The organism is Deinococcus yavapaiensis KR-236 (assembly GCF_003217515.1).
Lineage (GTDB): Bacteria > Deinococcota > Deinococci > Deinococcales > Deinococcaceae > Deinococcus_A > Deinococcus_A yavapaiensis.
In genome coordinates, this window is record NZ_QJSX01000025.1 from 21750 (window position 1) to 48429 (window position 26680).

Sequence of the window (26680 nt, forward strand, 5' to 3'; positions counted from 1 at the left end):
GAATCGAAGCGGGAGGCCGCTTGAACGTCGATCTTTTCATCACTTGCCTCAACGACGCCCTCTTTCCCCGCACGGGCGAAGCGACCGTGCGACTTTTGGAGCGCCTCGGGTGCGACGTGCGCTTCAACGCCGCGCAGACGTGCTGCGGGCAGATGCACTTCAATTCCGGCTATCAAGAAGACGCCCTCAAGCTCGTGCGGCACTTCGTGGAGACGTTTCGCGACGCCGAAGTCGTCGTGGCGCCCAGCGGGTCGTGCGTCGGCATGGTCCGCGACTTGTACGTCAAGGCCGCCGAGTGGGCCGGAGACGAAACGCTGCTGCGTGAAGTTCGCCTGCTCGCTCCGCGCGTGTTCGAACTCAGCGAATTCCTCGTGCATCACCTCGGCGTCGAGGACGTCGGCGCGTACTACCCGCACCGCGTCACGTACCACCAGACGTGCCACGCCATGCGCGTTCTGCGCGTCGGGGACGCTCCCTTGAAGTTGCTGCAAAACGTGCGCGGCCTAATGCTCGTGGCGTTGCCGAACGTCGAGCAGTGTTGCGGCTTCGGCGGAACGTTCAGCGTGAAGAACGCCGACACCAGCACCGCCATGCTCGCCGACAAAGTGCAGAACGTGTTGAGCACGGACGTCGAAGCCTGCACCGCCGGGGACAACTCGTGCCTCATGCACATCGGCGGCGGCCTTTCGAGGCTTCGAAGCGGCACGCGGGTCGTGCATCTCGCCGAGATCCTCGCCAGCACGGAACAGGAGGTGTTCGCGTGAGCGCCGGGGGCATCAAACCCAAGACGACCTTCCAACAGGCCGCCAAAGTCACGCTGGCCAACTCGCAGATGCGCCGCAACCTCCGTCACGCCACGACGACCATTCGCGACAAGCGCCTGCGTACCGTGGCGGAGTTGCCCGATTGGGAAGCGCTTCGCGACGAGGGCGCGCGAATCAAGGACCACGTCCTCGCGAATCTCGGCGAGTACCTGCTGGATCTCGAGGCGTCCGTGAAGCGCCGAGGCGGACACGTGCACTGGGCGCGCGACGCCGAGGAGGCGCGCGAGATCGTCGCGAAGATCGCCGCGTCGCACGGCGCGCGCGAAGTCATCAAGGTCAAGAGCATCTCCACCGACGAGATCGAACTCAACGCCGCGCTCGAACGCCACGGTATTCGCGCCATCGAAACGGACCTCGCCGAGCTCATCGTGCAACTCGCCGACGATCGCCCCAGTCACATCCTCGTACCCGCCATTCACAAAGGCCGCGCGGAGATTCGCGATCTCTTTCGAGCCAAGCTCGGCGCGGAGTTGCTCACCGACGACCCGAAGCACCTCGCGGAAGCGGCGCGCGTGTACTTGCGCGAGAAGTTCCTGACGACGAAGGTCGCGGTGTCGGGCGCCAACTTCGCCGTGGCCGAGAGCGGCACGGTGTGCGTCGTGGAATCCGAGGGCAACGGGCGCATGTGCGTCACGCTGCCCGACGTGCTGATCAGCGTGATGGGCATCGAGAAGGTGCTGCCGACCTGGCAGGACGCGGCGGTGTTCCTGCGCCTGTTGCCGAGAAGTTCGACTGCCGAGCGCATGAACCCCTACACCTCCTTCTGGTCGGGGGTCACCGAGGGGGACGGCCCGCAGGAATTCCACCTCGTGCTGCTCGACAATGGAAGGACCGACGTTCTCGCCGACGACGTGGGACGGCAGACGCTGCGCTGCATTCGCTGCTCCGCGTGCCTCAACGTCTGCCCCGTCTACGAACGGACGGGCGGGCACGCGTACGGCAGCGTCTACCCGGGCCCGATCGGCGCGATCCTGACGCCGCAACTGCTGCACCTGGAGGACAAGAACGCGAACACCTTGCCGTGGGCGAGCAGTTTGTGCGGCGCGTGCTACGACGCGTGCCCCGTGAAGATCAACATTCCCGAGGTGCTGCTGTACCTGCGCGGCAAGATCAACGAGGCCAAGCCCTTGAGCGCCGAGGCGGTCGCCTTCAAGACGGTGGCTTGGGTGATGGCGGAACCGCATCGATTCGAGGGCGCTCTCAAGCTGGCCAGAACCGGCCAGGGACCGCTGGTGAAGGACGGGGCCATTCACGCCTTGCCGGGCTTGCTGAGCGGGTGGACGGACGCTCGTGACTTGCCCGCCTTTCCGAAGCAGTCGTTTCGCGAGTGGTGGAGGGCGAGCCGTGAGCGCTGAAGCGAAGCTCGACATCCTCACGAGGATCGCGCGCGCGCGAGCGACCCCAACATCTCTCGACCGGCGCGCCGTTTCGCCTTCGGAGCGCGCCCAAACGGACGTCGTCGAGCAGTTCGCGCATTTTGCCGAGGAGTACCGCGCGACCGTGGTGCACGCGTCGAGGCTGAACGTCGGGGACGTCGTCGAGACCTTGCTGCGGCGGCGAAATCACGTCCGCGTCGTCACGCCGCCGGACTTTCCCGCCGAGTTCCTCCCGAAGGGCGTTCACGTTCGCTGCGACGAAGACCTCGACACCGAGGTGCTCGACACGATGCAGGCGGTTCTGACGACGTGCGCGGTCGCGGTCGCCGAGACGGGCACGGTCGCCCTCGACCACGGGCCGGGACAAGGACGACGAGCCCTGACGCTCGTGCCGGACCATCACGTGTGCGTCATCCGCGTGTCGCAAGTCGTCGACAGCGTCCCCGAGGCCGTCGCGTGCCTGCGAGGCAGTGTCTTGACGGGACGTCCGCTGACGTGGATCAGCGGACCGAGCGCCACCTCCGACATCGAGCTTTCCCGAGTCGAAGGCGTACACGGACCGCGCATCCTCGACCTCGTCCTCGTGCAGGAGGCTTGACCGTTCCCGGACCTCGACGAACTCGTTCCCTCGATCGGTGGCGCGGGCGCCCGAATCGCCACGGTGAAGCAAGTACGGCATGACGGCGAGACCGGACGGCAGCGCGCCGTGAACCCTTGGAGCACGCGGAAACCGCCGAGAAGTACGAGCACGAGAGCTTCGCGGCGGGCGGCAAGCGCGAAGGATTGACGCGCGACGAACCGCGTGACGTGGACGGCGCGTTTCGCGTGCCGACCATCCTCGAGTGATCTTGCGCCGTCGGAGACGAACCGCGACGAAAGGCGACCTCGACGTCCGCAAAAGGCAGCGGCGAGGTCACCTCTCGCGTTGCGTTTACCCTGGAGGGATGCTCGAAGCGCCGTCTCCTTCGCCTTCCTCGCCTGCGCCGCGCCGTGACGCCGTCGGAATCGTCCTCGCGCTCACGTCCGCCGCCGCGTCGGGCACGCTCGGTGTTTGGGGAAAGCTCGCGGCGCGCGTCGACCTCGACGTGCCGACCCTGCTCACTTGGCGCTTCGGGCTCACGGCGGCGCTGCTGCTCGCTTTCGGCGCCTTTCGAGTCTCGAGGAGCGAGCGTATCTCGCTGCTGCTTTTGAGCGCCTTGTACGCCGTGGCGACGGCGCTGTACTTCGCGGCCCTCGCCCGCATCACGGCGGGCACGAGCGCGTTGCTGGTGTACCTTGCGCCCGCCTTCGTGGTTCTCTACGCCGCGCTCGGCGGAGAGCGGACGACGCTTCGCGCGTTGCTCGCGCTCGCCTGCACCTTGCTGGGTCTGGGCGCGGTGATCGGTTGGCCGAGCGCCGCCGACCGTGACGGCCTCGGCTTGCTTCTCGGCGGCGCGGCGGGCGCTTCTTATGGCGCGTACCTGTTCGCGAGCGGGCGCTTGGCGAGCCGAGCGGCGCCCTTGGCGCTCACGGCACACGTGTCGCTCGCGTGCGCCGCCGTGTTCGCCGTGCTCGGAAGCCTCGGCGGTACCTTGAGCGTGCCGACCCTTCCCGCGCAGTGGGGGCTGGTGCTCGGAATGATCGTGGTGCCGACGTTGCTCGCCTTGCCGACGCTCGCGGGGGCGGTGCGCCGGATCGGGGCGGCGCGCGTGAGCTTGTTGGTGAGCACCGATCCGCTGTGGGCGATCGCGTTCGCCGCCCTCATGCTCGGCGAGCGCCCCAGGCCGAGCGTCGTGCTTGGCGGCTTGCTGATTTTGGCGGGGGCGATCTCCGCGCAAGCGCGAAGCCGAGGTTGAGCAGGGGTTCGAGCGCGGCACGCGGCGCTCGAACCGAAGGTTGGCTTCGGACCCGGCAAAGCGTTCGAAGGCACCTCCAAGCTCGCAGGGCAGGAGCTTCTTGACGCCTACCTACATGTAGGTAGATAATCGAAGTGTGACCGAGCAAGCCGACACCCGTGAACGCATCCTCGACGTGGCCCAACGCCTCGTGCAGCATCGCGGCTACCACGCCGTCAGCTACAAGGACGTCGGCGAGCAACTCGGCATTCGCAACGCCAGCATTCACTATCACTTTCCCTCCAAGGCCGACCTCGGCCTCGCGCTCGTGCGGCGCTACCGCGAACGCCTGCAAGTCACGCTGGCCGCCCTCGACGTCCTTTCCTCGCCCGCCGAGCGTCTGAGCCGCTTCGTCGACGCTTACCGAGACGTCGTCCGAGACGACGGCCGCGTCTGCCTGTGCACCGTTCTCGCCGCCGAGGATCCCGCCCTGCCCGAGACTCTGCGACCCGAAGTGCGCGCCTTCCTCGACTTCAACGAGCGCTGGCTCGCGCGCGTCCTCGCCGAGGGACGCGCCGAAGGTGAACTTCGCTTCGACGGATCGCCCGAGGCCGCCGCCGCCGCCTTTCTCGCCACGCTCGAAGGCGCCATGCTGCTCGCCCGGTCGGCGCACGATCCCGCGCGCTTCGACCTCGTCGTTCGCCACGCCACCGCCGCCCTGCACGCCGCGAGATTCTTCCAAGGAGCTTCGCCATGACCAAGAACGACCTCGCCGCCCGCGCCCGCACCCTCCTCGACTTGCACACCGCGCCCGAGATCTTGACGCTCGCCAACGTCTGGGACGTCGTGTCCGCGCAAGTCGTCGCCGCGACGGGCGCCCGCGCCCTCGCGACCGCCAGCCACTCCATCGCCTCCTCCTTCGGCTACGAGGACGGCGAGAACATCCCGCTCGACTTGCACCTCGACATGGTGCGCCGCATCGTGCAAGCCGTGGACGTGCCCGTCACGATGGACTTCGAGGCGGGCTACGGCAACCCCGGCGAGACGGCGCGCCGCGCCATCGAAATCGGCGTGGTCGGCGGCAACCTCGAAGATCAGATGAAGCCCCTGGACGAAGCCGTCGAAGCGGTTCGGGCGGTGCTCGAAGCCGGACGAAGCGCGGGCATCGACTTCGTCCTCAACGCCCGCACCGACGCCGTCGTGCGCGCCGACAAGAACGCCCCCCGCACCGAGGTGATCGATGAAGCCATTCGCCGTGGCCGCGCCTTCCTCGACGCGGGCGCTCCCGTCGTGTTCGTGCCGGGCCTCGTCGCCCGCGACGAGATCCAAACGGTCGCCGACGCCTTCGGGCCTCGCAAGCTCACCGTCATCAGCGTGCCCGGCGTGAGCTTGCCCGCCTCGGAACTTCAAGCGCTCGGCGTCGCCCGCGTCTCCACCGGTCCCTTCACGCAACGCGTCGCCCTCACGGCGCTGCAAGACGCGGCGTCGGCCCTGCTCGGCGGCGGCGTCCTTCCCGCCAACACCCGACCGCTCAACTGACCGCTTCGAGTGCGCGGCGCTTCGTCCTCGTCGAACGTCATACTTCGATGGGAATGGAGCCCGCGCACTCGAACGACGCGTACCGCCCTCCGAGGCGCCGCAACTCCGCTGGCGTGCCCTGCTCGGCGATCCGCCCTCCTTCCAGCACGACGACGCGGTCGGCGGCGCGAGCGAGCGACAGGCGGTGCGTCACCACGAGGGACGTGCGGCCCCGCATGAGCGCCGTCAGGGCCGCCACGATGATCTCCTCGGATTCGGGGTCGACGCTGCTCGTCGGCTCGTCGAGCAGCAGCACCTTCGGCTTGGCGAGCAGCGTCCGCGCGATCGCCACGCGTTGACGTTGCCCGCCCGACAACTTCACGCCGCGCTCGCCCACGATCGTCTCCAGCCCTTCGGGAAGCTCGCGCACGAAGTTCAGGGCGTGCGCCGAGCGAAGCGCGTCCTCGACGTCTCGAAGCGGCGCGTTCGGGCAAGCGAAGCGCACGTTCTCCAGCACGGAAGCGTAGAACAGGTACGGCTCTTGCTGCACCACGCCGATGTTCGAGCGCAGGCTGTGCAGCGTCACGCTCCGCACGTCGTGTCCGTCGATCAACACGCGCCCTCCCGTCGCGTCGAAGGCGCGCGTCAAGAGGCCCAGCAGCGTCGATTTACCTGCGCCCGACAAGCCCAAGATCGCCACCCGCTCGCCCGGGCGCACGTGAAGGTCGAGATCGTGCAGCACGGGCCGCTCGCCGTCGTACGCGAAGGAAACGCGCTCGAACCGCACATCACCGTCGAGCGCCGCAAGGTTCACGGCATCCTCGGCGTCCACGACGTCGAGCGGCGCGTCGAGCACCTCGAACACCCGGCGTCCCGCCGCTTCCGCCCGCTGCACGAGGTCGCTGATTCCCACGAGGTCGTCGATCGGCCCGAGAAAGTAGCGTCCGTAACCGCGGTACGCCACGAGCCCGCCGAGGGTGAACTGCCCCGCGAGAACGAGCAGGGCTCCGCCGCCGATCATGATGACGTTGCCGAGGTTCGCAACGAAACGGATGACCGGGAAGGTCTTGTTGCGCAGCCGCACCGCCTCGATCTGCTGATCGTAGAGGTCACGGGCGAGAACCTCCACCTTGCTCTCGGATTGTCGCTCTCGCGCGAACGCCTGGATGACGCGCATTCCTCCGAGTTGATCGGCGAAGAGCGCTCCGATTTGCCCGAGGCGATTGCGCGCCCGCTGGTACGTCGGGCGGACGTTCTTGTTGTAACGCGTCAGCAAGAACGCCACGGCGATCATCGGCAAGATCGTCGCGACGCCGAGCCAAGGCTGCAAGGCGATGAAGATGGCGGCGACGCCGAGAATGCGAAGCGCGTTGGCGATCACCGCGTCCGTGCCGCGCACGAGGACGTCTTGGACGCTCTCGACGTCCCCGGTGAGGCGCGCGAGGAGGTCGCCCGTCTGGTTGCGGCCGTAGAACGACGCCGATTGCGCGGCGAGGCGGCGGTACAGGCGCAAGCGAAGTTGGTACACGAGATCTTGTCCCGCCCGTTCGAGCAGCACGCCTCGCCACGCCGAGAGCACTTGCCCCAGCGCGATGACGCCGAGCAGCAGCAGGAGTTGCACGGCGATGTACCGAACGTCGCGGTTCGCGATCCCGACGTCCACGACGTTCTTCCAGATCAGAGGCGGCGAGAGTTCGGCGGCGACGGCGAGCACGAGGCACAGCATGCCGAGCGCCACGGTGCGCTTGTACGGCAAGACGAGTCCGTACAGACGGCGCGTCACGTTCGGCGAAGCGGAAGAAGACGACACCGCGTCAGCTTAAGCCCGCTCGAACGAAGCGGAAGTGTCTATTGTCGCGTACCGTGAAGCATGAAGGCCGTCTGGATTCTGGTGACGCTCGCCTTGGCCGCGTTTCTCACGCTGCGCGTTCGGCATCACGGACTCGACGCGCCCATCCAAGGCGCGCTGGAAGGCGCCCGCCCGTCCTGAAGGAAACCACGGTGTGGCCGCGAGCGACGTTCGACCTCACCGCGCGCGTTCTCTCAAAAGACGCTCGCCGACGAAGGCGCGAGGTACGCTCCCATCGACGTCGCCTTCGGGTGGAGTCGCCTGTTCGACTGCGGCGTCGTGCGGCGCTTCGACGTCTCGCAACTCGTGCCATTCTTCCGAGTCGAGTGGTCGGGCGAGCCTCCGCTCACGCCCGACGAGCTCACGGCGTGCGCCGCGAACATGCACCTGATTCCGGCGCGCGACACGGTCGCGCGGCAACTCGGCCGCTTGAAACCCGGCCACCTCGTTCACCTCACGGGCCTGCTCGTGAACCTTGCGCGGTTCGACGGGTGGACGTGGCGCTCCTCGCTCACGCGAACGGACTCGGGAAGCGGCGCGTGCGAACTCGTGTACATGCAGCCGAGCTCGTAGGGTTGAACGCGAGAAGCCGCGGCGGCATAAGCTGAGCGAGTGAACTTCGAGGACTACCACACCCATCACCGTCGTTGCGGTCACGCGAGCGGCTCTTTGAGAGACGTCGTGGAGGCCGCGCTCGAACAGAATCTTCACGCGATCGGCCTCAGCGACCACGCGCCGATGCTCTTCTTGCCGGGCGACCATCCGCAGCCCGGCACGGCCATGGCCAAGTCGGAGTTCGGCGCGTACGTACGTGAAATGCACGACCTGAAGAGCGAGTACGCCGAGCGGGTCGTCGTGAACGTCGGGGTCGAGGCCGACTACGTGCCCGGGTCCGTGGACGACTACCGCGCGTTGCTCGCGGGCGGCGACTTCGACTACGTGATCGGCAGCGTTCACTTCATCGACGGCTGGCACCTCTTTCAAGAACAGCGTCCCGACGGCGTGACGCGCGAGGACTTGTGGGACCGCGCCCTCGTCTTGACGCGTGAAGCGGCCGAGACGGGCCTCTTTTCCATTCTCGGGCACCTCGACGTGCTTAAGACCAAAGGGCACCTGCCCGATCGCGTCGACACCCCGAGGCTGCACGAGACGCTCGACGCCGTCGCCGACCTCGGCGTCGCCATGGAGCTCAACACCAGCGGGTGGCGCAAAAGCGCGAACGAGTGCTTTCCAAGCCTGGCCATCCTGAAGCTCGCGGCGAAGCGCGGTATTCCCGTCGTGCTCGGCAGCGACGCGCACCGCCCCGAGGACGTCGCGGCGGACTTTCCACGGGCCGCCGCCTTGCTGCGCGAAGCGGGCTACGGTGAGCTCGCGTCCTTCTCGCGCGGCGAGCGCGCAACTCGGCCCTTGTAAAGCCGAGCGGCCACCCGCCTAAGGCCGCACGGTGCGATCCCATCCTTCGAGGCGTTCGCGAGGCGTCCTCCCTGGAAGTGGCGGCGCGATTCTGCCCGCGAGCGTTTCCTGTCTCTCGGCCTTCGTGGCGAGAAACGGACGATCGACTGTTCGGCGTGAAGTGATCTCCCGCCACGCCGAACAGTCAAGGGAACTCGACACGTCGCGCGTTCTGCTGCCGCCGTAGAATGATCGGCATGTCTTCGCCCGCCCCCGATCATCTCGTGCACCTCCCGGACGGCAGTTGCTGCGCTCCGAAGAAGTTCGCGCACCTTCATCAGCACACGCAGTACAGCCTCCTCGACGGCGCGGCGAAGCTCAAGGACCTTTTGAAGTGGGTCAAGGAAGTCACGCCCGACGATCCCGCGTGCGCCATCACCGACCACGGCAACATGCACGGCGCCGTGCACTTCTACAACTACGCGGTGTCCATGGGCGTCAAACCCATCCTCGGCTACGAGGCGTACGTCGTGCCGGGCTTCGGAACGCGCCGCGACCGCAAGGCGGGAGACAAGAGCGAGAAGGGCATCTTCCACCTCACGCTCCTCGCGCGCGACTTCGACGGTTACCAAAACCTTTGCCGCCTCTCCTCGCGCGGCTACACGGAAGGCTACTACTACAAGCCGCGCATCGACCACGAACTGCTCACCGAGCATTCGAAAGGAGTCGTCGCTTTCAGCGGTTGCCTCGGCTCGGAAGTCCAGCAGCTCTTGATGCAAGGCCGCGAGGACGAAGCCAAGCAGCGCCTGCTGTGGTACCGCGACCTCTTCGGCGAGAACTACTTCATCGAGATCCAAGACCACGGCCTGCCCGAGCAGAAGAAGAACAACCCGATTCTGAGGGCGTGGGCGCAGGAGCTCGGCATCGGCTTGGTCGCCACGAACGACGGGCACTACGTCAAGAAGACCGACGCGACCGCCCACGAGACGTTGCTCGCCATCCAGACGAAAGCGACCCTCGCCGACGAGAACCGCTTCAAGTTCCCCTGCGACGAGTTCTACGTCAAGAGCCTCGACGAGATGCAATCCGCCTTGCCCGTGAGCGACTGGGGCGAGGAACCGTTCGACAACACCGCCCGCATCGCCGCCATGTGCAACGTCGACTTGCCCGTCGGCAAGAAGCGCGTGTACCAGATGCCCGCCTTGCCCATTCCCGAGGGCCGCACGATGGCCGAGGAGCTGCGCGTGCAAACGTACCGAGGCGCCGTGAAGCGCTACCCCGCGCACCTCACGGAAAGCTTCGTGCGCTTCTACACGGCCAAGTCCTGGGAAGCCGTCCGCGACACACAGACTTTGAGGGCGTACTGCGAAGCGATCTTCACTCCGAAGATCGACGGCGACAAGTTCACCCGCGAGAAGTTCGACGCGATCGACTTTCTCGGCATGGCGGCCCACCTTCACGGGCGTCTGGCGACGTTCGACTCCGACACCGCCGATCTCGAGACCCTGTACACGGCGCTCGCCTTCATGGGCAGCATCTGGGAAGCGCTTGGCAAGGCGTGCGGCGAGAAGTACACGAAGTACCCCGCCTTGGAGCGAATCGAGCAAGACGAGGCGTTCGTCTTGCCTGGCATGGATGAAGAGGCGTACAAGCACGCCGTCGTCCTCATGCGCCGCGCCGAGTACGAGCTGAGCGTCATCAACAACATGGGCTTTCCCGACTACTTCCTAATCGTCGCCGATTACATCAACTGGGCAAAGGATCAAGGAATTTCCGTAGGCCCGGGCCGCGGATCGGGCGCGGGATCGCTCGTCGCCTACGCGATTCGCATCACCAACCTCGACCCGTTGGAGTACGAGCTGCTCTTCGAGCGCTTCCTCAATCCCGACCGTATTTCGATGCCCGACTTCGACATCGACTTCAGCGACGCGCGGCGCGAAGAAGTCATTCAGTACGTGCGGCGCAAGTACGGCGACGACAAGGTCGCGCAGATCGCGACCTTCGGGACGATGGCGTCCAAGGCGTGCCTCAAGGACGTGGCGCGCGTGATGGGCGTCGAGTACGCCAAGGTGGACAAGGTCAGCAAGCTCATTCCGATCAAGTTCGGCAAGAGTTACAGTCTCGAGCAGGCGCGCGAAAGCGTTCCGGACATCCAGCAGATGCTGGAAGCCGACAAGGAGCTCGCCGAGGCGTACGACTTCGCGCAGAAGCTCGAAGGCCTCACGCGCCACGCGTCCGTGCACGCGGCGGGCGTCGTGATCGGGCGAACGCAGCTCACGGACCTCGTGCCCCTCATGCGCGACACGTCGGGCGAAGGCATCGTCTGTCAATTCGACATGAAGGCCGTCGAGGACATCGGCCTCATCAAGATGGACTTCCTGGGCCTGCGCACCTTGTCGTTTTTGGAAGAAGCGCACCGCATCCTCAAGGAGTCCAAGGGCTTGGACGTGAACTTCGACGAGATTCCTCTCGACGACGAGCGCACGTACGAGCTCTTGTCGCGCGGCGACACGAAAGGCGTCTTCCAGCTCGAAGGCGCGGGCATCGCGGACGCGTCGAGGCGCCTCAAGCCGCGTCGACTCGCCGACATCATCGCCCTTTCGGCCCTCTACCGCCCGGGACCGATGGAGAACATTCCGACGTACGTGCGTCGTCACCACGGTGTCGAGGAAGTCGACTACGTCAAGGACGGCTTTCCGAACGCCGCGACATGGCTCGAAAAGATTCTCGCCGAGACGTACGGCATTCCCGTCTATCAAGAGCAGATCATGCAGATCGCGTCCGAGGTGGCGGGTTACAGCTTGGGCGGCGCGGACTTGCTGCGCCGCGCGATGGGCAAGAAGGACGCGGCGGAGATGCAGCGTCAACGCGAGCTGTTCACCAAGGGCTCGGTCGACAACGGCGTGCCGAAAGACGAAGCGAGCCGACTTTTCGATTTGCTCGAAGCGTTCGCCAACTACGGCTTCAACAAGTCGCACAGCGCCGCGTACGGCGTGATCACCTACCAAACGGCTTGGCTGAAGGCGAATCATCCCGTCGAGTTCATGGCCGCCTTGCTGACCGTGGAGCGCCGTGATTCGGACAAGGTGTCCGAGTACGTGAGCGACGCGCGGAAGATGGGCGTGACGGTGTTGCCGCCCGACATCAATCAGTCGGGCGCGGACTTCCGCGTGCAAGGCGAGGAGATCTACTTCGGCTTGTACGCCATCAAGGGGCTCGGCGAGAACGCCGTCTTGCGAATTCTCGACGAGCGGACGCGCGGCGGAGCGTTCAAGTCTCTGGCGGACTTTTGCAAGCGCGTCGATTCGAAGACGTGCAACCGCAAGGGTCTCGAAGCGCTCGTCAAGAGCGGCGCCTTCGACTCGTTCGGCGAGCGCGCCCAGTTGCTGGCCAGCCTCGAGGACGCGGTGGCGTGGGCGCAAGGCGCGGCGCAGATGTTCAACTCGGGCATGGACTCGCTGTTCGGAGCGGCGACCGTGGCGCCCGAGCCGAAGTTGCGCTCGGGCGTGGCGCCGCTCAGCGAGTTGGAGCGGCTTTCGCTCGAGAAGGAGTCGTTGGGACTGTACATCTCGGGACACCCGCTCGAGCAGCACGAGGGGCTTCGCGAGGCGGCCACGACGCGCATCGCTGACCTCGAGTCGTGGTTCTTCGCGCAAAACGCGAAGGGACGCGTGCGGGCGGTGTTGGCGGGCATGATCGAGGCGGTGGTGAAGAAGCCCACGAAGTCGGGGGGAATGATGGCGCGCTTCAACCTCGCCGACGAGTCGGCGACGATCGAGCTCGTGGCGTTCAGCCGTGCGTACGAACGCATTCACGAGAAGCTCGTGGCGGACACGCCCGCGCTCGTGATCGTGGAGCTCGAAAGCGAGGACGGCGGCTTGCGGGCGATCGCCGAGGAAGTCGTGCTGATCGAGCAGTTGGCGGACATTCCCAAGGTGATGTACGTCGACATCGACTTGGATTCCGCGACGCCCGAGGACCTCGCGGAGTTCCAAAGCGTGGTGGACGAACACGCGGGCAGCCTGCCGACGTACTTCCGCTTCCTGGCGGGCGAGCAGTACGTGACGTATCAGCTCGACAAGGGCCTCGGAGGGGCGGGGGCCTTGAGGGTCGTGAACGACATGTTCCGGGCGTGGGCGTCGGCGTACCTCGCGTACGACAACGGCACGATTCTGGCACGCTTCGCGCCGCAAAAGCCGCAGTGGGGACAGCGTGGAGGTGGCAAGCCGCTGCAGGCGTGAGCGCTCTGGACAGGCGTTGGCTGCCGAACCGGAGTTCGTGTAGTCTGAACACCATGCCGCATGTCATTACGAACCCGTGCATTGGAGTCAAAGATCAAGCTTGCACCGAAGTGTGCCCCGTGGAGTGCATCTACGACGGCGGAGATCAGTACCTCATCCATCCCGACGAGTGCATCGATTGCGGCGCGTGCGTGCCCGCCTGCCCCGTCTCGGCGATCTTCCCCGAAGAGGACGTTCCGTCCAACGAGACGCCCTTCATCGCCAAGAACAAAGAGTTCTTCGGCCTCTGAGTCGGTTTCCGTGCCGAGGTGACGCGCGTCGCCTCGGCACTCGCGCTGTCGGGCGGGTGTGTGAAGGTTGTGTTGCTAGCACTCCTCACACACCTACGGGCGAAATCCGGTTCGATGAGGATCATCGGGCCGCCGAGAGGCCTGGCATTTCGAGGTGCGTTGAGTATGATGTGTAAGATACTCAAAACACATCCGGTACGTCTGCGGGCGAACGGAATCACGAGGAGTCATTGATGAGTCAACATACGTCTGTCACGATTTACGGCGGCACACCCTTGCAAGGCGAGTGGTCGGTGCAGCCGAGCAAAAATGCGGCCCTTCCGATCATCGTCGCGAGCCTTCTCACGCCCGAACCCGTGACGCTGCACGGAGTGCCGCAGCTCAGCGACGTCTACACCTTGCTGCGCATCATGAGCGGCCTCGGCACGCGGTTCGCGTGGACCGGGCCGCACAGCTTGACGATGCACACCCCGACGTTGACGTCGATCGAGACGCCGCACGAGCTCGTCGCGAAACTGCGCGCGTCCATCACGCTGCTCGGCGCGCTGCTGTCCCGGTCACGCGAAGCCAAGGTGGGATTGCCAGGCGGTTGCACCTTCAGCCTTCGCCCCGTGGATCAGCACTTGAAGTCCTTGCGGGCAATCGGCGCGGACGTTCGCGAGGAAGGCGGCGTCTTCCTCGCGTCGCGGCCCAAGACGCTCACGGGCAGCTACCTCTTCGAGATGCCGACCGTGGGCGGCACGCAAAACGCGATTCTCGCGGCCGTGCTCGGCGAGGGCGAGGTGACGTTGGAAAACGCCAGTGCCGACACCGACGTCGTCGACATGGTGAACTTCCTGAACTCGCTCGGCGCGGACATCACCGGCGCGGGCACCCCGACGATCATCGTGCGCGGCGTCTCGGCGTTGCGCGGCGGCGAGTACCGCGTCATTCCGGACCGACTCGACGCGGGCACGTGGATGATCGCGGCGACGGCGACACGCGGCCACGTCACCTTGAGCGGCGTGCGCGCCAAGCACCTGCGGGCCGTGAGCGCCAAGCTTCGCGAAATCGGTGCGGACGTCATCGAGCACGACGAGACGACGCTCACGGTGGACGCTCGCCAACGCCTTTTGAGGCCTGTAAGCGTCACCGCCACCGAGTACCCGGGCTTCCCCACGGACTTGCAGCCCATCATGGGCGCCCTTCTGGCGACCGTGCCGGGCACGAGCGTCCTGACGGACCGCATCTACGCGCGCACCACGCACGTCGCCGAGTTGATTCGCATGGGCGCGAACATCGAGGTGCCGGGACAGACGATGATCGTGCAAGGCGGCAAGCTGCACGGCGCGCACGTCACGGCCGCCGACATCCGCTCGGGCGCCGCGCTGGTGGTGGCGGGCCTCGCCGCCGAAGGCGAGACCATCATCGAGGGCGTGGCGTACTTGCAACGCGGCTACGAGGACCTCTTGCCGAAGATGCGCCGCCTGGGCGCACGCGTGGACTTCACGAACGTCGCCCTGCCCGCCGCTATGGATTGACGTCGGAAACGACAAAGGCTCCCCAACGTGGGGAGCCTTTTCTTTGGAATCGTGTTTGCGAATTACTCGCTCTTGGCCTCGCCCGAGGACTCTTCGCCGGAGGCGCCCTCTTGGTCGGAGGCGAACTCGGCGATGGGCTGTTGGGTGAGCTCGCTCTGCTCGTCGCTCGCCTCGGTCTGAGCCACGGCGCCCGAGCCGACTTCCGTCACGGGCTCGTCCGACGCGTCGATCGCGGCGGCGTTTTCCTGCTCGGCGCTCGCCTCGGAGCCTTCCGAGCTCGTCTCGGCGCTCGCTTGCGCCGCTTCGGTCGCTTGGGCGGCGTTCGCGGCGTCGGCTTGGGTGGCCGTCAAGAGTTCCACGGCCCGCGCGAGGGCCTTGTCGCGCACGAGGGTCGCGAGGTAGCCGTTGAGGCCGTTTTCACCGAGTTGCTTGCGCAGCTCTTCGATGCTGAGGCGGTTGGCGGTCGCCAGGGCGCGCAGGCTCGCGTCGAACTCGCTTTGCGAAACGCGCACGCCGAGGTCCTCGGCGAGTTGCTCGAGCGCGAGGTCACGCTTGACGCGCGTCTCGGCGTTCTTACGCAAATCCGCCACGAACTCGTCGAGCTTGCCTTGCTCGTCCATGAACTTCTCGTACTCGTCCCACTTCACGCCTTGACGCGACAAGTCGTCCTTGATTTCGTCGAGCATCGCTTCTTGACGGCGGCGAATCATGGCGCTCGGCACGTCGACCGTCATGTCGTCGGCGAGTTGGCTGACGAACTGCTCGCGGCGCGCGCTTTCGCCTTCGTTCTTCGCGCGGCGTTCGAGTTCCGAGCGCAGATCCTTGCGCAGGCGCTCGAGCGACTCGAAGTTGAGGCTCTTGGCGAACTCTTCGTTCAAGTCTTGCAGTTGCTTGTGCTTGACGTCGATGATCTTGACGGAGACGGAGCTCTCGGCGTGCTCGTGATCGCCGTGGCTGTGCGCGGGCACCGTGATCGTGACTTCGTCGCCGATGTTCTTGCCGACCAGGGCGTCACGAACGTGCTCTTCGGCGACGTCGAGGTAGATGGGGTACGTGCCGCCGTCGGCGTCCTCGCCGCGTTCCTCGATCGTGACCATGTCGGTCGCTTCGACGGGCCGCTCGACGCTTTCGAAGGTCGCGTTGCGCTCCTGCAAGTCGCGCAAGGTACGTTCGAGGACGTCATCGGTGATGTCAGGCGCGCTCGCCGTAAGGCTGAAGGTCCGCCAGTTGGGCAATGTGACGGCGGGGTACGTTTCGCCGCGCACCGTGAACGAGAAGTCGTTTCCGTCCTGCGGCGTCTCGGGCGTGATCTCGGCGTCCACGATGTTGAGCTGCAGCTCGCGAACCGCTTGGGGGTAGAAGGTGTCGAGCAGGCGGTCGCGCACCTCGCCTTCGACGTAGCCTCGGCCGACGCGCTTCTCCAAGACGCTGCGAGGCGCCTTGCCCGGGCGGAAGCCCGGAACGCGTACGTCGCGCGACACGGCGCTCCACACTTGGTTGAACGCGCTTTGCACATCGGACTTGCCGACCGTCACGCGAAACTCGACTTGGTTGCCTTCTCTCTTGAGCAGTTCTGCCATAACACTCCCGTCGCGTTGAGCGAAACTTCTTGTGCTGGAAATTCAAAAAGACAACGGCCCCGATGTTAGGGGCCGCTGATTGGTGCGAGGAAAGGGACTTGAACCCTCACATCTTTCGATACCAGATCCTAAGTCTGGCGCGTCTACCAGTTCCGCCATCCTCGCGTACGAGCGAACCCGGCCCCAGGGGAATGCGCACGACCTGGACAAATTGTTGGGGTGGGTTATGGGACTTGAACCCACGGCCTCCGCTTCCACAGAGCGGCGCTCTAACCAGCTGAGCTAAACCCACCACGCAGCCTCAAAGAGGCCCTAACATCCTAAGGTGTAGGGGGCGGAGTGTCAACCGTCACGGCCCACCCCCGCCACGTCGTCACACGTTGTACGTGCTGCTCGCCGTCACGCCACCTTCGCCTGTCCAGTCCGTGTGGAAGAATTGGCCGCGCGGCGCGTCGGTGCGTTCGTACTGATGCGCTCCGAAGTAGTCGCGCTGCGCTTGCAGCAAGTTGGCGGGCAGCTTCGCCGAGCGGTACGCGTCGAAGTACGACAGGGCCGACGAAAAGGCGGGCACGGGCACGCCCGACAAGACCGCCCGCGACACGACACGGCGCCAAGCGGCGCTCGCCTCGCTCGTCGCTCGCTGGAAGAACGGAGCGAGCAGCAGGCTCGGCAGTCGCGGCTCTTCCATGTACGCCTCGTGGATGTCGTCGAGGAACACCGCGCGAATGATGCAGCCTTCACGCCACAGGTGCGCGATGCGGCCGAAGTCGAGGCGCCATCCGTACTCTCTGGCGGCTCCCCCCATTAAGGCGAAGCCTTGCGCGTACGAGCAGATCTTGGAGGCATACAGCGCGAGTTCGAGGTCGGCGAGAAACGCGTCCTTGTCGCCTTCGAAGCTCGTCGCGGGCCCTTCTAGGACGCGCGACGCGGCGACACGCTCGTCCTTGAGGGCGCTGATGGCGCGGGCGAAGACGGCCTCGGCGATCGTGGCGGCAGGCACGCCGAGCGTGAGGGCCGCTTCGGACGTCCACTTGCCCGTGCCCTTTTGGCCCGCCGTGTCGAGGATGAGGTCGACGAGCGGCAAGCCCGTCACGTCGTCGGTCTTCGCGAGGATGTTCGCGGTGATCTCGATGAGGTAAGAGCCAAGGCGGCCAGTGTTCCAGCGCGCGAAGACGTCGCTCATCTCGGGCGCCGAGAGGCCCAGAACGTCCCGCATGAGATGGTATGCCTCGCCGATCATCTGCATGTCGGCGTACTCGATGCCGTTGTGGACCATCTTGACGAAGTGCCCCGCGCCGCCCGCCCCCACCCAATCACAGCAAGGCGTTCCGTCGGGCGTGCGCGCCGCGATCGCCTGCAGCATCGGCCCGACGTGCGGCCAAGCGGCTTCGTGGCCGCCCGGCATGACGCTCGGGCCGTTGAGCGCACCTTCCTCGCCGCCCGAGACGCCCGTCCCGACGAACAGCAGCCCTCGATCGGCGAGTCGACTCGCGCGGCGCTCCGTGTCCAAGTAGTGGCTGTTGCCGCCGTCGATAAGGATGTCGCCGGGCTCCAAGTACGGCGTGAACAACTCGATGGTGTCGTCCACGGCGCTTCCGGCGCGCACCATGATCATGATGGCGCGCGGCTTTTTCAAGAGAGCGACGAACTCCTCGGCGGAGCGGCCGCCGAGAATGCGCCGCCCTTGCGCGCGTCCCGCGAGAAAATCGTCGATCCTGGCGACGGTGCGGTTGTGCACGGCGACCGTGAAGCCGCGGCTCTCGAGGTTCAGCACGAGGTTCTCGCCCATCACGGCGAGGCCGACGAGGCCGATGTCGGCGGTGGCGGTCGGTACGGAAGCAGTCGTGTCGGTCATACACGAATCGAAACACGCTCCGCGTGCCAAGACGCGTACGCTGTCTAACCCGGGTGGTTTCAGCAGGTAATTATTTTAGAAGTGAATTGTTGCCGAATGGAACGATCTCCTCCTCCCTCCGTTAGCGCGGGCTTGCTCGAAGCGTGGTGGCAGCTCACGCAAACCATGAAGCGGCACGTTGCCCCGTTGCTCGCGCGCGAACACGGCGTGGATTTCAAGGACTTCGTGGCGCTGGAGGCCATCTCGGGCGGAGCGAACTACCCGCGCCTCGTCTGCGATCGCCTCGCCGTCACGCCAAGCGGCGTGTCGCGCATGCTCGACGATCTCGTGAAGCGCGACCTCGTCACGCGCCACCTCGACCGTCACGACTCGCGCCGCGTGCGGCTCGAAATCACGGAGAAAGGCCACCTCGTACTGCACGCCGCGCGCAGCACGATGAGCGCCTTGCTCGACGAAAGCCTCGCGCACTTTCCACCGCAGCAAGTCGAGTCGTTCACGCACACCTTGTCGCGGCTCGCCGAGTTGATGGCCCAGCCCTCCTCGCAGGAGGAATCCTTATGAGCACACCGACCACGCTTTCCGACGCTCCGCCCGCCCCGGAATTTTCCCGGCAAGAAAAGGTCTTCACCCTCGTCGGAACCCTGCTGGGCCTGCTGCTCGCCGCCCTCGACCAGACGATCGTCGCGACGGCCGGACCGCAAATCCAAAAGGTCTTGAACATCGACACGAGCTTGTACACGTGGATCACCACGGCGTACCTCGTGGCGAGCACCGTCATGGTGCCCATCTACGGCAAGCTCAGCGACCTTTACGGACGCAAGGCCGTGCTGCTCTTCGGCGTGATCACCTTTCTCGCGGGCTCGTTCTTGTGCGGCGCGGCGGGCGAGCCGTTCTTCGGCAGCCTCTTCGGCGGCGGGGCAGGTCAACTCATCGCCTTCCGCGCCTTGCAAGGATTCGGAAGCGCCGCCTTGTTCACGACGGCCTTCGCCGTGATCTCCGACCTCTTCTCACCTGCCGAGCGCGGCCGCTACTCGGGCTTGTTCGGCGCCGTGTTCGGCTTGTCCTCGGTGCTCGGGCCGCTCATCGGCGGTTTCCTGACCGATCACTTGTCGTGGCGCTGGGTGTTCTACGTCAACCTTCCGGTCGGCGCGCTCGCCTTGTTCTTCATCATCACGCGCATGCCCGCCTTGCGGCACTTGTACACGGGGAGCGAGGAGCGTCCGCGCATCGACTTCGTCGGGGCTTTCCTGCTCGCCGTCGCCGTGATTCCACTGCTGCTCGCCCTCACGCTCGGCAAGAGCCAAGTCGCCGAGGGACAGACGGGCTTCCTCTGGACGTCTTGGCAGATCCTGGCGATGTTCGGCACGGCCCTCGTCGGCACGGCCGCGTTCTTGTACACCGAGCGCCGAGCGCATGACCCGATCATTCCGCTGAAGTTCTTCAAGAATCGCGTCTTCTCGATCGGCAGCCTCGCCGGATTCGTCCTCGGCATGGCCTTCCTCGGACCGATCGTGTTCCTGCCGCTGTTCATGGTGAACGTCGTGGGGCTCAGCGCCACGAACTCCGGCCTCACGATCACGCCGCTCGCCCTCGCGCTCGTCGCGAGCAACGTCATCTCCGGGCAGCTCGTATCGCGCCTCGGGAAGTACAAGCCGATCATGATCGGCGCGCTCTTGCTGCTGATCGTCGGCTTCCTCGTCATGGCGTTCACCCTCACTACCGACGCGTCGCAAGCCAGCGTGACTTTCAAGATGATCCTCGTCGGCCTCGGACTCGGGCCGTCCATTCCCCTCTACACCCTCGCCGTGCAAAACGCCATGGACCCACGGCAAACGGGCGCCGTGACGTCGAGCATCACCTTCTTCCGCTCGCTCGGGCAAGTCGTGGGCGTCGCGATTCTCGGAACCGTCTTCGCGAACACCCTCTCGGCGGGTCTCGACGCGACGAAGGCGAAGGTCGAAGCGGAACTCCCGAGCGGCGCACGCGGCGGCTTGACGTTCGGCGGCGGAACGACGGGCGGCGAAGGCGCTTCCTCCACGAACTTCGACCTCGAAAAGCTCAAGAGCGACGCTCGCCGCAAGCTCGAAGATCAAAAACGAGACCTCACCCTCGCCGTTCGAGACGAGGACCCGGCGGCCGTCAAACGGCTGCTCGCCAACGACTCGACGCCCAAGAAACTGCGCGACTTGCTGACAAAGGGCGGCGTGGCGGCGAGCGTGCACGCGTCGCTGCAAGAACAAAAAGAGGTGGTCGTCAAAGCCCTGCGCGACAACGACCCGGCCAGCGTGAAGAAGCTCCTGGCGAGCGACCGGACACCGAAGCAACTTCGTGACGTCCTCGAAGCGGGCGGCGTGGCGGCGAGCGTGAACGCGGGCTTCGACCGAATCTTCAAGTCGGTCGAGGAAGCGGTCACGAGCGGCAATCCCGCGCGCCTCTCGGCCCTCGCCCAAAATCCGCAACTGCCCGAGGCTCTGCGCCAAAACCTGGCGGGCCTTCCCGCGCGAACCATCTCGACGTCCCAAGGTCGGCAAGCGGTCCTGTCGCAGATTCGAGGCAACCTTGACGTGGCACGTGAAAGCGCGGTTCGGAACGCTCGTCAGGTCGCCGTGCAAAACGCGCTGTCGGGAATCGACAAGGTCGAGGAGACCACCGTCGAGCAGGTGAAGGCTTCGATCGTCCGCGAGGCGAGCGACAGCATCACGGCCGCCGAACCGAAGGTCTTCAGGGCCCTCGAAGACCTCGGCGCGGGCGTCAAGACCGCGTTCACGGACAGCGTCACGCGCGTCTTCCGCGTCGGCATCTTCATCGTCGTGCTGGGCTTCCTCGTGACGCTGTTGCTGCCGCAACTTCCGCTTCGCAAGCGCGGCCAAGGCGGCCCGCCCGCTCTCGAGTAAGCGCTCTTCGCGTCGACCGCTCCTTCCAACCGGGAGGGGCGGTCTTCACGTGGTCGCCGGTGCCGACCGGGACGCGCGCGGTCACCTTGCAAATACGACCGGGGAGCTTCGTCGTCGTTCGGCGAGTGGTGGCAACCTCCCGAGGCCCGCATGACGGCCGTTTCGCGGTCGAACCTGATTTGTCAGTGGAGGCTTCCTACGTACGGCTACGTACGAGGCTTCGCCGTCAGCTCGCGTAACCTTTCGCCTGCAACTCGTAGAGGGCCGCGTACTTTCCGCCGAGGCGCACGAGGTCGTCGTGCGCGCCCTGCTCGGTAATGACGCCGCCGTCGAGCACGATGATTCGACTGGCGGGCCGCACCGTGGAAAATCGGTGCGAAATCAAGATGGTGATGCGCTCCCCCGCTTGACGCCGCAAAGCTTCCATCGTCTCGAACTCGGCTCGGGCGTCGAGGGCCGCCGTCGGCTCGTCGAACACCAGCACCGACGCGTCCCGGAAGTACAGGCGTGCGAGGGCGAGTCGTTGCCACTGTCCCCCGCTGAGCTGCCGCCCGCCCGTGAAGAGGCGACCGAGCATCGTCTCCTCCCGCTCCGGCAGTTCCTCGACGAACTCCGCGCCCGCGCGTTCCACGGCGCGCTCCACGCCGAAGTGGTCTTGCAAGCGGGTCGTGTCCGCCACACCGACGTTTTCGCGCACGCTCATCTGGTATTGGCCGAAATCTTGGAAGATGATGCTCATTTCGCGTTGCACCGAGCGTGGGCTGAACTTCGAGGCGTCTTGGCCGTTGAGAAGGATCGTGCCGCCCGTCGGCTCGAACAGACGCGTCAGAAGCTTCACGATCGTCGTCTTGCCCGCCCCGTTCTCTCCGACGAGCGCGAGGCTCTCACCTCTTCGCACCGTGAAGGTCACGCCGCGCAGCACGTCGCGCTTCGTGAACGGATACGCGAAGCTCACGTCGCGAAACTCGATGGACTCGATCGATCCGCGCCACTCGTCGCCCGCGTCGAGGTCTCGGGCGGGAAGCTCCAGGAACTCGTAGAGATTGCGCATGTAGAGCAAGTTCTGGTAAACGCCCGTCACGCCCGTCAGAAGGCTCGTGACTTGCGCTTGCACGGTCGCCACGCCGAGGACGAACACGCTGAAGTCGCCGACGGTGATCTCGCCCGCCGCCGCGCGCCGCAAGATGAGCGCGGACGCCGCCCCGACGAGCAGGGCGGACACGAGGGCCGCCAGAAGGCTCCAACCGCTACGCGCCCGAATCAAGCCTTCGAGTTGCCGACGAAAACCGACGTAGTACTCTCTCCACCTCGTGAGCAGGTACGGCTCGAAGCCGAACAAGCGCACTTCCTTCACGAGCTGGTCGGACGTCAGGATGCTGCCGAGGTAGTTCTGCACGCGCGAATCGTGCGTTTGGCGGCGCAGCATGCGGTAGTTCTCGATGCCGTACTTGTTGCTCACCCACACGCCCGGAAGGCTCGCGAGCAGCACGAGCGGCAAGACCGCCCAGCCGAGTCGTGCCATCAACGCTCCGACGGACGCCAACGTCACGACGGCGCCGGCGAGCGACACGAGCTGCGTCGCCACGCCCAAAGGTCGCGTCCCGACCTCGCGGTACGCCTGCTGCAACGAGTCGTACGTCTCGGCGTTCTCGAAGGCGTCGACGGGCAAGCCCGACGCTTTTTGCAGAATGTGCCGACTGATGCTGTGCTGCAAGCTGTCTCCCAGCAGTTGCTGCGCCGCGCTGGAAATCGTGTTCAGGAGACTCCCGGCGATCACGAGCCCGACTTGCACGGCGAGCAAGCCGAGCAGTTGTTCGTACGTCTCGCGCCCTTGCGTCGCGGCGGCCACGCCGTCGAGCAGAAGCTTGGAGACGTACAAGTTCGCGGCGGGCAAAAACGACGACGAGAGGTTCGCGGCGACAAACTGCGAGGCGTGCCGTGGGCTGGCACTCCACGCGAGGCGCAGCGTCTCGAGGAAATCGCGCGTCCGCATGCCGGGCACGGGCGTGGGAACGGGAGCAGGAGGGGAACGCACGAGGAGCAGTGTACCGCCGCGTTCTCGGCGGCACGCCGCCCGATCGGGCAGGGCGTGAAGAAGGTCTTGTTTCCTAACGATCGTTCGTGCCTACACTGAGGCATGAGCGACAACAACCGAACGTCCGGCTTCCGGACGCGCGCCGTCCACGCGGGCGGCGGTGTCGAGCCGCGCACGGGAGCGCATGCCACGCCGATCTACCAGACGTCGACTTTCGGTTACTTCGACGCCGATCGCGGCGAACGCCTCTTCGGAGGGCAGGAAAGCGGCTACTTCTACACGCGCCTCGGCAATCCGACGGTGCGAGCCTTCGAGGAAAAAGTGGCGAGCCTCGAGGGAGCCGAGGACGCCGTCGCGTTCGCGAGCGGCATGGGGGCCATCAGCGCGCTCGCCCTCACCTTCTTGAAGCCTGGCGATGAACTCGCCTTCCTCGGGCCTCTGTACGGCGGCACCGAAGGCTTCTTCCACGAGGTTCTGGAGAAGTTCGGCGTGCACGCTTGGGAAGCGTCGGACCTCGCCGATCTCGAAGCGCGCGTCACTCGCCGCGTGAAGATGGTGTACGTCGAGACGCCCACCAACCCCACCTTGCGCATCACCGATTTGCGGAACACGGCGCGTATCGCGCATTCTGTCGACGCCCTCGCCGTCACGGACAACACCTTCGCCACCCCGTACCTCACGCGGCCCCTTCAACACGACTTCGATGTCGTGCTGCACAGCGCCACGAAGTACCTCGGCGGGCACGGCGACGCGATCGGCGGCGTGGTCGTGGGCCGAGCGGACGCCATTCGGGAGTTACGCGTCACGGGCTTGCGGCACGTCGGTGCGAGCCTCGGGCCACAGGAAGCGTACCTGTTCTTGCGCGGCGTCAAGACCCTCCCGCTTCGCATGGACGCCCACTGCGACGGTGCCGAAATCGTCGCGCGCACGTTCGACGGCCACCCGGCCATCGCCCGCGTGTACTACCCGGGGCTTTCGTCGCACGTGGGCCACGAGATCGCCGCTCGTCAAATGAAGCGCTTCGGCGGCATGGTGAGCTTCGACTTGAGGGGCGGCTACGACGCCGCCAAGGCGTTTTTGAACAACCTACGGCTCTTCGTGCAGGCCGTGTCCCTCGGAGACGTCGAGAGCCTCTCGTGCCACCCGGCGAGCACGACCCATCAGCTTCTCGGGCCCGACATTCTCGCTCGCCAAGGCGTCACGCCGGGCCTCGTACGTCTTTCAGTCGGCATCGAGGATCCCGAGGATCTCGTTCTCGACATCGAACGCGCCCTCGAAAGCGTCGTCAGCCTCGCTGCCGACTGAATAGAATTGCCGCGCATCGCACGCTAATTTTTCTTTTTCGGCACTCGAAAGGGCGCTTCGTTCGTCGAGGCTGCCCGCGAGACCGCTCGGTCGAAGCTCCTCCGGATCGGCCTTCCAAGGCCCGCGACCTTCCGTACTCCTGCTCAGTCGGCGCCAGCGGCCTTGCAGCGTGCTCCGAGACTCGCTCGGCCCCAAAGCCAATACGCGCCCCGGCGATGAAGCGCTCCAGGCCAAGCGAGTGACTCGCCAGCATCGCCGAGCACGACCATTGGATAGAGTCGGCCCGCGATCCATTCCGCGCCGTCTTGTCTCTATCAGCGCCCGAAAGGGCGCTTTTCCGTTCGTCGTACACCTAGACCTCGCAGCGGCGAAGGCGAGCGAGCGCGGCACAATTCGGCAAGGCGAGAAAGTGACGCCGAACCAACATGACCTCGACCCTCGAACCAACCCTCGATACGGCGACCGCCCTGCGCCTCGTCTTGACGTCCCGCGTGTACGAGGTGGCCAACGAGACGCCGGTGCAGGAAGCGCCGAGCCTCTCGCGCCGCCTCGGTTGCTCGGTGCTGCTCAAGCGTGAGGACGCGCAGCCCGTGTTCTCGTTCAAGTTGCGTGGCGCTTACAACAAGATGGCGCACCTGTCCGAGGAGGAAAGAGCAGGCGGGGTGATTTGCGCGTCCGCCGGGAACCACGCTCAGGGCGTCGCTTTCGCCGCACAAAAACTCGGCGTGCAAGCCGTCGTCGTGATGCCCGCCACGACGCCCGACATCAAAGTGAACGCCGTGCGAGCCCGTGGCGCGGAGGTCGTCTTGTTCGGCGACAGCTACAGCGACGCCGAGGGACACGCCTTCCAACTCGCAGCCGAGCGTGAATTGACGTTCATTCATCCCTACGACGATCCGCTCGTGATCGCCGGGCAGGGCACGGTCGGCTTGGAGCTTCTACGCCAAGTTTCGGGACGCCCGTTGAAAGTGTTCGTTCCCGTCGGGGGCGGGGGTTTGCTGGCAGGCATCGCGGTCTTCTTGAAAGCACTGGATCCGGCGATCGAGGTGATCGGTGTCGAACCCGACGATTCGGACGCCATGTATCAAAGCTTGCTGCTCGGCGAGCGGGTTCAGCTTTCCCAAGTTGGAATCTTCGTGGATGGTGTGGCCGTGAAGCAGGTGGGGCGGCACACCTTCGACCTCGCCAGGCAGCACGTGAAGGAAATCGTGCGGGTCTCGACGGACGAAGTCTGCGCCGCCATCAAAGATGTCTTCGACGATACGCGCGCCGTGATGGAACCGGCCGGTGCGCTCGCGGTGGCAGGCCTCAAGAAGTACGCGCGCGAGCACGGTCTGCAGGGCGACACCCTCGTGGCCATCTTGACGGGAGCGAACGTGAACTTCGATCGTCTTCGTCATGTAGCGGAGCGCGCGGAAGTCGGCGAGCGGCGGGAAGCCGTCTTGGCCGTCACGGTTCCCGAGCGTCCCGGAAGCTTCAAGGCGTTTTGCCGTACGATCGGCGCGCGCAGCATCACGGAGTTCAACTATCGTTACGCCCCGCGTGCGAACGCGACGGTGTTTGTAGGTGTGCAGCTGAGCCGTCCGGGAGAGCGCGAGGAGCTCGTTCAGCACCTCGTCGAGCACGGCTACTCGGTGTGCGACCTCACCGAGGACGAGCTGGCGAAAGTTCACTTGAGGCACATGGTGGGCGGCCGTGCGCCGGAAGCGCACGACGAGCGTCTCTTGAGCTTCACCTTTCCGGAGCGTCCCGGTGCCCTGTTACGCTTTCTGGAGTGCATGCAGGAAGACTGGAACATCAGCTTGTTCCACTACCGTAATCACGGAAGCGCGTACGGCCGAGTTCTCGCCGGAATTCAGGTATCGCCGAGCGACCTCGCCAAATTCCAAACGTTTCTCGACACCCTGGGCTATCCGTCTCACGACGAGACGAGCAATCCCGCGTACAAGTTGTTCTTGCAGTGATAGCAACAAGAAGGAGGCACTGGGCAAAGAAGTCCAGTGCCTCCTTCTTGTTGCGCGGATACAAAAGCATGTCCCCCAGCGTTGGCCGGGGGACAGTGGATGTGTGTTGCAAGGTGGGTGAGGAAGCGCTTTAGAAAGGAGGTGATCCAACCGCACCTTCCGGTACAGTTACCTTGTTACGACTTCACCCCAGTCATCGCTCACAGCCTAGACGCCTGCCTTT

Annotated in this window: 20 protein-coding genes, 2 tRNA genes and 1 rRNA gene; 16 read left to right on the plus strand and 7 right to left on the minus strand. The window is 65.6% G+C overall.

What is annotated here, in order from left to right:
• The first annotated feature begins 20 nt into the window (after window positions 1–20).
• The 7 genes from DES52_RS20830 (at window position 21) to DES52_RS20855 (ending at window position 5553) form a co-directional block, all read left to right on the plus strand.
• A complete protein-coding gene (locus tag DES52_RS20830) occupies window positions 21–764 on the plus strand; it encodes a (Fe-S)-binding protein (RefSeq protein ID WP_110888763.1) in 744 nt (247 codons plus the stop codon).
• The gene (locus DES52_RS20835; RefSeq protein ID WP_211317976.1) at window positions 761–2179 is read left to right on the plus strand and encodes a LutB/LldF family L-lactate oxidation iron-sulfur protein; all 1419 of its coding nucleotides are present in this window, start codon (window positions 761–763) and stop codon (window positions 2177–2179) included. Before DES52_RS20830 ends, DES52_RS20835 begins: the two co-directional genes overlap by 4 nt.
• Window positions 2169–2798, plus strand: a complete 630-nt coding sequence (locus DES52_RS20840; RefSeq protein ID WP_110888764.1) for a LutC/YkgG family protein — start codon at window positions 2169–2171, stop codon at window positions 2796–2798. The genes DES52_RS20835 and DES52_RS20840 overlap by 11 nt, the downstream gene beginning before the upstream one ends.
• 116 nt (window positions 2799–2914) lie before the next feature.
• Window positions 2915–3046, plus strand: coding sequence for a hypothetical protein (locus DES52_RS23645; protein WP_281268594.1), 132 nt, complete (start codon window positions 2915–2917; stop codon window positions 3044–3046).
• Window positions 3047–3144: 98 nt separating this feature from the next.
• Window positions 3145–4035 (plus strand): DMT family transporter, encoded by an 891-nt coding sequence (locus DES52_RS20845; RefSeq protein ID WP_110888765.1) that lies wholly within the window; start codon window positions 3145–3147, stop codon window positions 4033–4035.
• Window positions 4036–4171: 136 nt separating this feature from the next.
• On the plus strand, window positions 4172–4771 hold the full coding sequence (locus DES52_RS20850; RefSeq protein WP_110888766.1) for a TetR/AcrR family transcriptional regulator: 600 nt from the start codon (window positions 4172–4174) through the stop codon (window positions 4769–4771).
• Window positions 4768–5553, plus strand: a complete 786-nt coding sequence (locus DES52_RS20855) for an isocitrate lyase/PEP mutase family protein (protein WP_110888767.1) — start codon at window positions 4768–4770, stop codon at window positions 5551–5553. Before DES52_RS20850 ends, DES52_RS20855 begins: the two co-directional genes overlap by 4 nt.
• Window positions 5554–5590: 37 nt before the next feature.
• Here the strand turns inward: DES52_RS20855 and DES52_RS20860 are convergent, their stop codons facing one another.
• Window positions 5591–7342, minus strand: coding sequence for an ABC transporter ATP-binding protein (locus DES52_RS20860; protein ID WP_245901209.1), 1752 nt, complete (start codon window positions 7340–7342; stop codon window positions 5591–5593).
• A gap of 318 nt (window positions 7343–7660) precedes the next feature.
• Here DES52_RS20860 and DES52_RS20865 point away from each other — a divergent pair, with 318 nt between their 5' ends.
• The 5 genes from DES52_RS20865 to murA all read left to right on the plus strand — a co-directional run bounded on the left by DES52_RS20865 (window position 7661) and on the right by murA (window position 14824).
• A complete protein-coding gene (locus DES52_RS20865; RefSeq protein ID WP_110888768.1) occupies window positions 7661–7954 on the plus strand; it encodes a hypothetical protein in 294 nt (97 codons plus the stop codon).
• Between the two features lie 39 nt (window positions 7955–7993).
• Complete coding sequence (locus DES52_RS20870; protein WP_110888769.1) at window positions 7994–8794, plus strand: histidinol-phosphatase; 801 nt, start codon at window positions 7994–7996, stop codon at window positions 8792–8794.
• A 236-nt stretch (window positions 8795–9030) separates the two neighbouring features.
• Window positions 9031–13014: a DNA polymerase III subunit alpha gene (gene dnaE / locus DES52_RS20875; RefSeq protein WP_110888782.1), complete on the plus strand. Its 3984-nt coding sequence runs from the start codon at window positions 9031–9033 to the stop codon at window positions 13012–13014.
• 53 nt (window positions 13015–13067) lie between these two features.
• Window positions 13068–13304, plus strand: coding sequence for a ferredoxin (locus DES52_RS20880; RefSeq protein WP_110888770.1), 237 nt, complete (start codon window positions 13068–13070; stop codon window positions 13302–13304).
• A gap of 233 nt (window positions 13305–13537) precedes the next feature.
• Window positions 13538–14824 (plus strand): UDP-N-acetylglucosamine 1-carboxyvinyltransferase, encoded by a 1287-nt coding sequence (gene murA / locus DES52_RS20885; protein WP_110888771.1) that lies wholly within the window; start codon window positions 13538–13540, stop codon window positions 14822–14824.
• Window positions 14825–14886: 62 nt separating this feature from the next.
• On the opposite strand, the gene tig is transcribed toward murA, so the two are convergent.
• The 4 genes from tig to gnd all read right to left on the minus strand — a co-directional run bounded on the left by tig (window position 14887) and on the right by gnd (window position 18259).
• Window positions 14887–16404 (minus strand): trigger factor, encoded by a 1518-nt coding sequence (gene tig / locus DES52_RS20890; protein WP_110888772.1) that lies wholly within the window; start codon window positions 16402–16404, stop codon window positions 14887–14889.
• An 80-nt stretch (window positions 16405–16484) separates the two neighbouring features.
• Window positions 16485–16569 (minus strand) — tRNA-Leu (locus DES52_RS20895).
• A 50-nt stretch (window positions 16570–16619) separates the two neighbouring features.
• Window positions 16620–16696, minus strand: a tRNA-His gene (locus tag DES52_RS20900).
• An 81-nt stretch (window positions 16697–16777) separates the two neighbouring features.
• Window positions 16778–18259: a decarboxylating NADP(+)-dependent phosphogluconate dehydrogenase gene (gnd, locus tag DES52_RS20905; protein ID WP_110888773.1), complete on the minus strand. Its 1482-nt coding sequence runs from the start codon at window positions 18257–18259 to the stop codon at window positions 16778–16780.
• A 96-nt stretch (window positions 18260–18355) separates the two neighbouring features.
• On the opposite strand from gnd, the gene DES52_RS20910 reads away from it, so the two are divergent.
• Window positions 18356–18820: a MarR family winged helix-turn-helix transcriptional regulator gene (locus tag DES52_RS20910; protein ID WP_110888774.1), complete on the plus strand. Its 465-nt coding sequence runs from the start codon at window positions 18356–18358 to the stop codon at window positions 18818–18820.
• Entirely contained in the window at window positions 18817–21153 is a 2337-nt protein-coding gene (locus tag DES52_RS20915) for a DHA2 family efflux MFS transporter permease subunit (RefSeq protein ID WP_110888775.1), read from the plus strand. The genes DES52_RS20910 and DES52_RS20915 overlap by 4 nt, the downstream gene beginning before the upstream one ends.
• Window positions 21154–21379: 226 nt before the next feature.
• Here DES52_RS20915 and DES52_RS20920 read toward each other — a convergent pair whose 3' ends face one another.
• Entirely contained in the window at window positions 21380–23188 is a 1809-nt protein-coding gene (locus DES52_RS20920) for an ABC transporter ATP-binding protein (RefSeq protein ID WP_245901210.1), read from the minus strand.
• Between the two features lie 102 nt (window positions 23189–23290).
• Between DES52_RS20920 and DES52_RS20925 the strand changes: the two genes are divergently transcribed.
• A complete protein-coding gene (locus DES52_RS20925) occupies window positions 23291–24493 on the plus strand; it encodes a trans-sulfuration enzyme family protein (protein WP_110888776.1) in 1203 nt (400 codons plus the stop codon).
• Window positions 24494–24918: 425 nt separating this feature from the next.
• Entirely contained in the window at window positions 24919–26457 is a 1539-nt protein-coding gene (ilvA, locus tag DES52_RS20930; RefSeq protein ID WP_110888777.1) for a threonine ammonia-lyase, biosynthetic, read from the plus strand.
• Between the two features lie 134 nt (window positions 26458–26591).
• Here the strand turns inward: ilvA and DES52_RS20935 are convergent.
• A 16S ribosomal RNA gene (locus DES52_RS20935) occupies window positions 26592–26680 on the minus strand; the annotation flags it as partial.